Source organism: Inquilinus limosus MP06 (genome assembly GCF_000767795.1).
Lineage (GTDB): Bacteria > Pseudomonadota > Alphaproteobacteria > DSM-16000 > Inquilinaceae > Inquilinus > Inquilinus limosus_E.
Genome location: NZ_JANX01000394.1, coordinates 1 through 6,001, shown reverse-complemented (window position 1 = coordinate 6,001; position 6,001 = coordinate 1). Strand labels below are relative to the sequence as shown.

The window sequence follows — 6,001 nt, the reverse complement described above, 5'->3', positions numbered from 1 at the left end:
CCCATCCCGCCGCTCACGCAACACCGCTATCCGCATGGACAAGACTCCCCCATGCGGCCCACTGAGCGCCGCACTGCGTTAGAGATGCCGCGGCAGCCGGTCGGGCCGCCGCGGTTCCACTCACATGAAGATCAGGCGTGGACCACGGCCGCGGCCGGCTCCTGCAGCGCCGGCGAGGACTGCTGCAGGAAATGCCGGATCAGGTCCCGGGCGCTGATCACCCCGACCAGGGTGTGATCCTCCATCACCGGCACGTGCCGGATGTGGTTCTCGTCCATCAGCCGCAGCACCGTCTCGATGCTGTCGCGCGGCTCGCAGCTGATCACGCTGCGGCCGATGAAGGCCGAGACCGGCATGGCCAGCGCCGCGGCGCCGTGGATGGACAGCGCCCGGGCGACGTCGCGCTCGGAGAACACCCCGACCACGATGTTGCCCTCGGTGCGGCACACCTCCTTGACCAGCAGGGCGCCGACATTCTCCCGCGTCATCAGCGTGACGGCGGTGGCCACCGTCTCGCCGACGCGGATCATGACGATGCGCGTGTCCTTCTGGCGCAGAATGTCTTCGGCTCTCATGGCTGGGTTCCTCCTCGTCTGGGAAACGGCTCTTGGCGGCCGTTCGGGATGGGTCAGGCCGGCACCAGCTCCAGTTCGGAGCGGGCCGCGGCCGGGCGGCTGTAGAGCCCGGCGATCTCGGCGCGCTGCTGCACCAGGGCCAGGACGGTGTCGATCGTCGGCGTCGGCACCCCGACCATGCGGCCGAGCTCCTGCACCACGGTGACCAGCGGGTCGATCTCCATCGGCCGGCCGCGGTCGAGGTCCTGCAGCATCGAGGTGCGGTGGGCGCCGACCGCGCCGGCACCGTCCAGCCGCCGCTCGATATCGACCCGGAAATGGACGCCGAGCCTGTCGCCGATCGTCTGCGCCTCCGCCATCATCCGCCGCGCCACGTCGCGGGTGGACGGGTCGCCGGTGATGACGTCCAGCGTCGCATGGGTCAGCGCGCTGATCGGGTTGAGGCAGAGATTGCCCCAGAGCTTCAGCCAGATCTCGTCGCGGATGTTGTCGCGGATCGGCGCCTGCAATCCCCCCGCCGCCATCGCCTCGCTCAGCGCGGTGACGCGGGCCGACCGGCTGCCGTCGGGCTCGCCGATCGGGAACTTGTCGCCGTAATGGTGCTCGACCACGCCGGGCGCCACCACCTCGGTGGCCGGGTAGACGATGCAGCCGATGCCGCGCTGCGGCCCGAGGCGGTTCCACTGCACCCCGCCGGGATCGACCGTCTCGATCGGCCGGCCCTCGAGCGGGCCGCCATGGCGGTGGAAATACCAGTAGGGCAGCCCGTTCACCGCGGTCACCACCGCCGTCTCCGGCCCCAGCAGCGGCTGCATCGCCTCGACCACCCCCGGCACCGAATGGGCCTTGAGGCAGATCACGACATAGTCCTGCGGGCCCAGCTCGGCCGGGTTGTCGGTGCAGCGGATGCGGGCGGTGCGGGTTTCGTCGTCGATCCTGAGGGTGAGCCCGTTCTGGCGCATCGCCTCGAGATGCAGGCCACGGGCGACAAGGCTGACCTCGACCCCCGCGCGATGAAGCTGGACGCCGAGATAGCCGCCGATGGCCCCGGCGCCATAGATGCAGAGTTTCATGGCCGCGCCTTCCTCCCGTTGATTGGAGTCAGGGCCGCTGAGCAGCCGACCGGATCATCGTGGTATACAAAATACCTTATGTCAATCGATCGAAAGGAGGAAAGCTGCGCTGGACTCTCGTCCACGGTATACTTGTGACCGGCGGCGCCCGGGGTTATAGCCGAAGGGAACGCCGCCGCGCAGGCAGAAGGGCCTTCGATGAGCTTCCCGCAGATCGACGTCAAACCGCTCGACACCGAAACGAGCTTCCGGATCAAGGCCTACAAGGCACTGAAGCAGGCCATCACCGAGATGGACATCTACGGCCATCCCGGCGAGATCAAGCTGGAGGAGCGGCAGCTGAGCGAGATGCTGGGCGTCAGCCGCACCCCGATCCGCGAGGCCATGACGCTCTTGGAGCAGGAGGGATTCGTCCGCTCCGTCCCCCGCCGCGGCATCTTCGTGATCCGCAAGAGCAAGGCGGAGGTGCTGGAGATGGTGACCGTCTGGGCGGCGCTGGAGAGCATGGCCGCGCGGCTGGCCACCCAGGTCGCCACCGACACCCAGATCCGCAAGCTGCACGACTATGTCGACGTGTTCCGCGACCGCGACCCGGAGGAGCATGTCAGCGAGTATTCCGAGGCGAACATCGCCTTCCACAAGCAGATCATCCGGATCAGCGGCTGCCAGCTGATCGTCGACATCACCGACAATCTGTTCATCCATATGCGCGGCATCCGCCGGGTGACGATCGGCCAGGACCACCGGGCGCAGCGATCGGTCGTCGATCACGAGAAGATCGTCGCCGCGCTGGAGGCCCGCGACGCCGACCTGGCCGAAAAGCTGGTGCGCGAGCACACGCTGGGCCTGGCCGAGCATGTGCGCAAGCACGGGGACTTCCTGGACTAGGTCACTCCCCTGCCCCGAGGTCGCCGAAATAGGTTCCGTCCATCGGCACGGCGAGGAAGCGGCGGTTGATCTCGGCCAGCGTCGCCGCGGGGTCGAGGTCGCCGAACAGCTCCGGATGGATCCACTTCGCCATCGCCTCCACCGCGACGACATGGGCGGGGCCGTGGAAGAAGTTGAGCCACAGCGCATGGGCGCGCCCGGCGGCGATGGCCGGCAGCTCGCCGAGTCCGGGCTCGCCGCGGATCGCGGCCAGCTGCTCCCGCACCTCCGCCGGCGGGACGCCCGGCCCGATCCTGAAACTGCCCGGCCCCGGCAATTGCGGGCCGCCGGCGGCGATGTAGACCTCCGGATCCTCCGCCAGCACGTATTCCAGGCCGAGTTGGCCCGTCGGGCCGGGCACGGCCGCCTTGGCGATGTTCTCTCCGCCCGCAAACCCGATCAGCGTGCCCGCGCCGGACGCCCCGGCCGACCAGCAGCACTCCCAGCCGCCGGCGCGGGCGTGCAGCAGCACCTTCGGCCGGAGGCCCGGATGCGCGGCCAGCGTCCCGGCGATCCGCCCCATATGCGCCTCGTAGAAGCGGATATAGGCCTCGGCCCGCCCTTCCCGCCCGAGCGCGCGGCCCAGCGCCCTGAGGCTCGGCACCGTGTTCCGCAGCGGATCGTCGAAGAAATCGATGCGCAGCACCGGCACCCCGGCCGCACCGAGTTGCCGCTCCAGCTCCTGCGCCGGGCCGAACCAGAGCGGCAGGACCACGAGGTCGGGGCTGAGGGCCAGGACCTGCTCGATCGAGACGCTGTCCGCCGTGGTGCCGCCCACCAGCGGCAGCGCATCGATCGCCGGAAAGCGCGCCCGGTAGGCCGCGGCGGTGCCGGGATCGAAGCGCACCAGGTTCTCGGCCCACCCGGCGACCAGCGACAGCGGCTCGGGGTCCAGGAGAGCCAGCACGGTGATCAGCCCGCCATCGCCCAGCACGACGCGCCGGGCTGGCTGTGGCAGCTCGACCGTGTGGCCGGCGACGTCGGTGACGACGATCGACTGGGCCGCCGCCGGAACGGCGATCAACCCGAGACCCAGCGCGATCGCCGCCGCCAGCCGGCGCAGGGCAAGGCGCGCCGTCACCATCTCAGCTTCAGGCCGGCGGTGATGGTGCGCCGGGTGCCGTAGAAGCAGGAATTGTCGTCCCAGCAGGAGGCGACGAATCTGCGGTCGAACAGGTTGGACACATTGACCGAGACCTGCGTGCCCTCCAGCTCCGGCCGCAGCATGCCGAGATCGTAGCGCAGGCCGAGGTCGAACAGGGTGACGTCCGGCACCTTCAGCGTGTTCCCGGCATTGCCGTAGGACGAGCCGATATAGCGGACGCCCGCGCCGAACGAGAGGCCGTCCAGGACACCCTCGGTGAGGCTGTAATCGGCCCAGAGCGAGGCCAGCCGGTCCGGCACGCCATAGGGCCGCTTGTCCTTGTAATCCGTGCTCTCGGTGTTGACGATGTCGAGCACGGTGACGGAGCCGAGCAGGCTCAGATTGTCGGTCACCCGGGCATGGGCCTCGAGCTCGACGCCCCGCGACCGGACCTCGCCGGTCTGGATGCTGGCATAGGGATGCAGCGGGTCGGGGTCGGCTGTCTTGACGTTGGTCTGGGTGATGTCGAACAGGGCGACGGTGAAGAAGCCGATCATCCAGTCCGGCTGGTATTTCACGCCCACCTCGTATTGCTCGGCCCGGCTGGCCTTGAATGGCTGGCCGAAGAAGTCGGTGCCGTTCACCGGCTCGAACGAGGTCGAATAGCTGAGATAGGGGGCGATGCCGTTGTCGAACTCGTAGACCAGCCCCGCCCGCCAGGTGACGGCGCTGTCCGCCTGATGGGACGATGTCAGCGCCCCGGCCGGAAGGGCGCGGCTGTCGGTGTCGGTCTCGGCCCAGTCCGCCCGCACGCCCAGCAGCAGTGACAGGCCGCCCCACTTCATCTGCTCCTGCGCGTAGAAGCCGACCTGGTCCAGCGTCTGCCGCGTGTCGCTGGTGTAGGCGGGCATCGCGATGTCCTGGCGATGGTCCGGGTGCAGGATGTCCAGCGACGGCGCACTGCCCATGCCGAGCAGGGCGCTGGCATCGTTGTGCCGGTAGTCGATGCCGAACAGCGCCGTGTGCTCGACCTCCCCGGTCGAGAAGCGCAGCAACGCCTGGTTGTCGAGGGCGATGCCGTCGAAGGATTCCCTGGTCGCGACCGTGGCCCGCGCCAGCGAATTCGGGCCGTCATAGCCGGTCTGGAAGACGGACCGGTAATCGTAGTCGGCGTGCATGTAGCGGAAGTTCTGCCGCAGCGTCAGCACGTCGCCGGCCTTGTGCTCCAGTTCGTAGCCGACGGCGTATTGGGTCCGTTCCGAACGGTCGAAACCGGTGTCGCCATCGAAGAAGCTGGTCGGGAACCGGCCCCAGGAGGCCCGGTCGACCGTCCCCAGCGCCGGCAGGTAGTTGAAGGCCCCGGCGGCGGGATCGTGCTGGTAGCTGCCGAGGATGGTCAGGCTGGTGTCCTCGCTCGGCCGCCAGGTGACCGCCGGCGCGACCGAGATCCGCTGGTCCTGCGTGCCGGCCAGCTGGGTTCCGGAATCGCGGCCGAGCGCGGTGAGGCGGTAGAGCAGCGAGCCGTCCTCGGTCAGCGGGCCACCGAGATCGAGCCCGGCCTGCAGCCGGTCATAGGTGCCGTATTCCAGGTCGATCTCGCGCAACGGTTCCGCGGTCGGCCGCTTGCTCCAGAGATTGACCACGCCGCCCGGGTTGACGCTGCCGTAGAGGATCGAGGACGGGCCGCGCAGGATCTCGACCCGCTCCAGCATGTAGGGGTCGACCGACGGGGCGATATAGTAGACGCCGCGCGGCAGCCTGAGGCCGTCCATCAGCCCGATGAAGTTGGCGTCGGCGCCGCCGGGTGTGCCGAAGCCGCGGATATTCGGGAAGTCGTAGCGGCCGGGCCGCGTCTCCGGCGCCACGCCGGCGGTGTAGCGCAGCGCCTGCGACACCGACTGCGCCTTCTGGTCGTCCATCTGCCGGCGGGTGACGACCGAAACGGATTGCGGCGTCTCGATCAGCGGCGTGCCGGTCTTGGTCCCGGTCCGGGACTCCTCGGCGATATAGCCATCGGTCGCTCCGAAGAAGCCGCCGCCCCGGACGATGATCGGGTCGAGCGTCAGGCCGCCCTCCGCCGCGGTATCAGCCGCGGGGGACGGCGACGGGCGCTGGATCGAGACCGTGTCGGCGGCGGTCAGGCGCCAGGTGACGCCGGTTCCGGCCAGCAGCCGCGCCAGCGCCTCGGCAGGCGTCAGGCTGCCGCGGACGCCGGACGACATCAGGCCCTGCAGATCGGCCGAGGCGTAGGCGAGCTGCATGCCCGACTGGTCGGCGAACCGGCGCAGCGCCGCCGCGAGCGGCTGGCGGGGAATGTCGAAGCTGCGCGCCGCGGCGGTCGG

Annotated in this window: 5 protein-coding genes; 1 reads left to right on the top strand and 4 read right to left on the bottom strand. The window is 69.6% G+C overall.

Annotated elements, in window-relative coordinates:
• Positions 1 to 131 precede the first annotated feature (131 nt).
• Positions 132 to 575, bottom strand: coding sequence for a CBS domain-containing protein (locus P409_RS23980; protein WP_034844590.1), 444 nt, complete (start codon positions 573 to 575; stop codon positions 132 to 134).
• 53 nt (positions 576 to 628) lie between these two features.
• Positions 629 to 1,648, bottom strand: a complete 1,020-nt coding sequence (locus P409_RS23975) for a 2-dehydropantoate 2-reductase (protein ID WP_034844588.1) — start codon at positions 1,646 to 1,648, stop codon at positions 629 to 631.
• A 198-nt stretch (positions 1,649 to 1,846) separates the two neighbouring features.
• Here P409_RS23975 and P409_RS23970 point away from each other — a divergent pair, with 198 nt between their 5' ends.
• Positions 1,847 to 2,536, top strand: coding sequence for a GntR family transcriptional regulator (locus P409_RS23970; RefSeq protein ID WP_034844587.1), 690 nt, complete (start codon positions 1,847 to 1,849; stop codon positions 2,534 to 2,536).
• Position 2,537: 1 nt separating this feature from the next.
• Here the strand turns inward: P409_RS23970 and P409_RS23965 are convergent, their stop codons facing one another.
• Positions 2,538 to 3,656 (bottom strand): ABC transporter substrate-binding protein, encoded by a 1,119-nt coding sequence (locus P409_RS23965; protein WP_238578758.1) that lies wholly within the window; start codon positions 3,654 to 3,656, stop codon positions 2,538 to 2,540.
• A partial coding sequence (locus tag P409_RS23960) for a TonB-dependent siderophore receptor (protein ID WP_034844583.1) occupies positions 3,653 to 6,001 on the bottom strand: 2,349 nt, incomplete at its 5' end. The genes P409_RS23960 and P409_RS23965, both read right to left, overlap by 4 nt.